The 4,234-nt window shown below is 57.8% G+C and carries 1 protein-coding gene and 3 pseudogenes; 3 read left to right on the top strand and 1 reads right to left on the bottom strand.

The window, feature by feature from the left end; all coding sequences use genetic code 11:
* The 3 pseudogenes from V8P77_RS34575 to V8P77_RS34565 all read left to right on the top strand — a co-directional run.
* Positions 1 to 461: pseudogene (locus V8P77_RS34575) on the top strand (hypothetical protein); the annotation flags it as partial.
* A gap of 202 nt (positions 462 to 663) precedes the next feature.
* Positions 664 to 2,180 (top strand): annotated as a pseudogene (locus V8P77_RS34570) (integrase catalytic domain-containing protein).
* A gap of 340 nt (positions 2,181 to 2,520) precedes the next feature.
* A pseudogene (locus V8P77_RS34565) lies at positions 2,521 to 3,126 on the top strand (IS5 family transposase); the annotation flags it as partial.
* A gap of 79 nt (positions 3,127 to 3,205) precedes the next feature.
* Here the strand turns inward: V8P77_RS34565 and V8P77_RS34560 are convergent.
* A partial coding sequence (locus V8P77_RS34560; protein ID WP_264400063.1) for a thioesterase domain-containing protein occupies positions 3,206 to 4,234 on the bottom strand: 1,029 nt, incomplete at its 5' end.

Below are 4,234 nucleotides of genomic sequence, written 5' to 3'. Positions count from 1 at the left end.
TGCAGGCTCATATTCCTGTGGTCGCGGAAGACTCTTTGCCGAGCGGCGCCAGCCTAGATAGCGATGCCGCAGCTGTCGCCGAGGAGCCGGTCAACGACGGGGCAAGGGAAATTGTTCCGAGTGATCCGACCGAGGCATCATCCACGCATTCGATGGTGTCACCCGCGATTGCTGAACAACCGGCCGATGAGCCTTTGCCTTCTCCGGAAGAGCCCAGAGCCACTGTTTCCGACAAATTGCCTGGTCGCGCTCAGCGTAAGCTGCGCAAGGCTCGATCGCGGGCGCGATCAAACGCCAGGCAATCCCGACCGGATGGGCAGGGCTCTCAGAAATCGCCACCGCCAGTGCAGGATGAACTGCCGGGGCTCGAAGCGGAAAACATGCGTTTGAAGGCGCTTTTCTGCGCTCGTCTCAAAACCGAGAACGCCACACTCCGCGAAATGCTCGCCCGCTTTTCGTAGCCCGGCCTCGGATACAGTCGCAAAGCGAACCTGTACAGCATTCAGGCACGGGTTAGCGATACACTGTGCAGACGAAGGTAAAACTGCGCGACGACAAACAAGATTGTCGCTCGCGTCCGCATTGCCTCGCCTGAACTGCTCCCTGAGAATGGGTTATTGCCTCATCTAAATTGCTCCCGACGAATCAACCTCGGGAGCTGTGATGAGGAAGGTAAGCATGGCGACACGTGCGGAATTGGTGGCGGCGATCAGTAGTCGCTATGAGTTAGGCGGGCGGGCCGAGAAGGCGAGGATGTTAGACGAGTTCGTGGCGCTCACGGGCTTTCATCGCAAGCAGCGATGCGACTGCTGCGAGGAGAACGCGAACCGACGAAGGGTGGTCCCCGGCCAGGGCGCCGGGTTTACGGCGATGACGTGCGGGCAGCGCTCGTCGTTGTTTGGGCGGCGTCGGATCGAATTTGCGGCAAGCGACTACACCCCCTGTTGCCAACACTGATCGAAGCGATGGAACGTCATGGACACGGCGATATGAATAGCGAGACCCGCCGGCAACTCTTGACGATGAGCCCGGCGACGATCGATCGAGTCCTCAAGGAGATTAAAGCGAGCGCCACGGGTCCGCGGCGCCGGAAAGGATCAACGGCGATTCGGCGTAGTGTTCCCGTTCGAACCTTCTCGGATTGGGATGACCCCGCACCCGGCTTTGTCGAGGCTGATCTCGTTTCTCATTCCGGCCCCTACGCGAGAGGTGCCTTCTCGCAAACGCTGGTGTTGACCGATATAGCCACGGGCTGGACGGAATGCGCGCCGCTGCTGGCTCGCGAACAAACGGTTACTGATCACTGCGTTGACCGAACTGCGCAAGTTGCTGCCGTTCCCGCTGCTGGGCTTCGACACTGACAACGACAGTGTGTTCATGAACGAGAGTGTTCATGAGTATTGCTTGCACGATAATATCGAACTCACCCGTTGCCGCCCTTACCGAAAGAATGATCAGGCATTTGTCGAGCAGAAGAATGGCGCGATCGTGCGCAAGATCGTTGGATACCGACGCTTCGAGGGGCTGCGAGCCACTCGGGAGCTGGCGAAGCTTTATTCGTCAATGCGGTTGTTCGTGAATTTCTTTCAGCCATCATTCAAGCTGAAAGAAAAGCACCGTGACGGAGCCAAGGTGATCAAGCGCTATCATCGTCCCGCCACGCCCTTTCAGCGGCTGCTTGACGACCCACGCACGCCGGAGGATACATGCCTTTGGCTCAAGGCGATGTACCTGACGCTCGATCCGGTCCGGCTGCTCCGCGACATACGCCTGGCACAAGAGCGGTTGGTCGAAATCGCTGACAAGCCTGATGGTTCGCCTGCCACCGACGGCGAGGCATTACCGCTCGAAGACTTTCTGTCTGGCTTACGGATTGCTTGGCGTGATGGTGAAGTGAAACCGACTGCCCGCTCCAAGCCAGCGGTGAGCGGCGGAGGCCCGATCCTCTACTCGCCGTCACTGCCGAACTCGAGGAATGGTTCGAGGCGGAGCCTTGGCGAACTTCGCGAGAGTTGCTTGAACGCTTGCAGGTCAAATACCCCGGCGTGTATCCCGACGGCCTCATTCGGACCGTGCAGCGCCGAATGAAGATCTGGCGCAGTACACAGGCCAATGCGCTGGTGTTCGGGCCATTCGCCGATGCCGCGCGGCAGACGGAAATCGTAGAGGTCGTGCAGTGAGATCATTACCGGACAATGGGATCGGCATCCGCACTCTCACCGCCAGGTTGGTCTTCGACAACCCGACCGCTACCGGAAAATACTGATGACCGCCCGCAAAGCCGCCCGCTCGCTACAGCGCTATTGAGGGCGCGCTCGCGAGCGGCTTCGCTACCTCCGTCACCTGCACCAGGTGCGGGGATACGATCGGAACAAGCCGTGAGGCATTCGAGAACATCCGAGTGAGGCAACGGCATTATTCTCTGGGAACACTCTTGGGTGAGGCAATACGGCGTCTCACCCTGATCGTCGCGCTATACGATTGTCTGAACGGCAGCAAATTTGTCGCGTTCCATCAGCAGGACCTGTCCACGTCCTCTTCGACAGCATCGGGCTTGAAATCTATGGCGCTGGCCAATGGCTGGAGGAAAAGCACGGTGCCAGATCGCGGCGCAGCTGGCGCAAACTGGCATCTGGCACTGGATGCCGACAGTGGTGAGATCATCGCCCACGCCGTGACCGACCAGGACACAGGCGACGCCTCGCAGGTGGAACCGATCCTCGACCACATTGACATCCCGATCGGCCAGTTCACCGCCGATGGCGCCTATGACGGAAAGCCGACCTATGACGCCGTCACCAGCCACAGCGCCGGCGCCGCAGTCGTCATTCCGCCGCGCTCTAACGCGGTCGAACGATCGCATACGGACGTCTGCAGCCAGCGAGACCGTCATATCGCGGCAATCAACACGGACGGTCGAATGAAGTGGCAAGCCGCGACCGCTACGGCAAGCGGTCTTTGGTCGAGACCGCCATCGGCCGCTACAAATCAATCATCGGGCCCCGCCTGCGGGCAAGATCGTTCCGGGCACAAAAGACGGAAGTCGCCATCAGCTGCGCTATCCTCAATCGAATGCTGGAATGGGCACGCCCGAAATCCGTTCGTTGCAAGGAAGCCACCGCGTAGATCGTAGCATCAAAGACCGAAATCCGGAGCTCACCCGATCCATGCACCAACGCCGTTCTCCACCTGTACTGTCCGAGATCTACCGGAATCGATTCGAAGCTTTTGTTGTCAATGAGCGGTTTAAGGCCATCGATAACTGTCGAGCCAGAACTCGACGGTTTTCTGGAACATCCATCATCGTCACGTGGTCGCCTGGCACCGGTATGGCATGAATGGTCCCCTCACGCAAAACCCTGTCCCACCCCCGCATAGGTGAACTTGCCTCAGGACCCATGGAATTTCTTCGAGGTCGCGCCCGACGGCTAAGGAGAGGCCTTTTGGCATAAAACTGGTGGATCTCAACCGGCAGGGATGGAACATTATACAAGTCCAGCGCCCTTTGGAACTGCGCAGTCTTTTCATACATCAAAACCTCGTTGTGGAGATCACGATCGAAAGGTATCGCCCCAACTTGCTTTGCCTTTTCAAGAAGCTGGGCAATTGAACTTTGTCCAGCAAAGCGTTCCAGTACTCCGAAACTCTCATCATCTAAGTATCCAAAAGAATCCAGCAGCACTTCTCGTACCATTTGGGTGGGCAATATGCTCGATGGATTTGCGGGTAACGCGACATCGATGAGAGCGATGAATGATACAGCTTCATCGAGACCCAGCAAGTGCTGGGCAATTGCATAAGCCAAGATTGCACCTGATGAGTATCCAGCAAAGCGATACGGACCCCGTGGCTGGATCTCTCTAATCGCCAGGATCACCTCCGCGGCTATTCTTTCAAGAGTTTGTGGACAAACTTCATTGAAAGGCGGCCATGGCAGAGCGTAGATGGGACAGTCTACGTCCATTTTCTCCGCCAAACTGAGGACATAGGAACAATCGCCCGAACCTGTGGGAACAAAGAAGAGCGGTGGTTGTGATCCGGTTGCCTGAACGGTAATCGCTTCCGGAACGCTGGGCTGTCGCTGAAAATGAATCTTTGATGCGAGTTCCTTCAGAACAGGGGCTTGGAAGAGATCGGCAGCGCTAAACTTCAGCCCAACGGCGAGCGTTCGACCGAGCAACTGCACGGCCAAAAGCGAATGGCCGCCGAGTTCGAAGAAGTTGTCGTGACGGCT

Origin of the sequence: Rhizobium aouanii, assembly GCF_037002925.1 — a bacterium.
In the GTDB taxonomy this organism is placed as follows: domain Bacteria; phylum Pseudomonadota; class Alphaproteobacteria; order Rhizobiales; family Rhizobiaceae; genus Rhizobium; species Rhizobium aouanii.
Note: the sequence above shows the minus strand (reverse complement) of the source record. Positions and strands in the feature narration are given on the sequence as shown.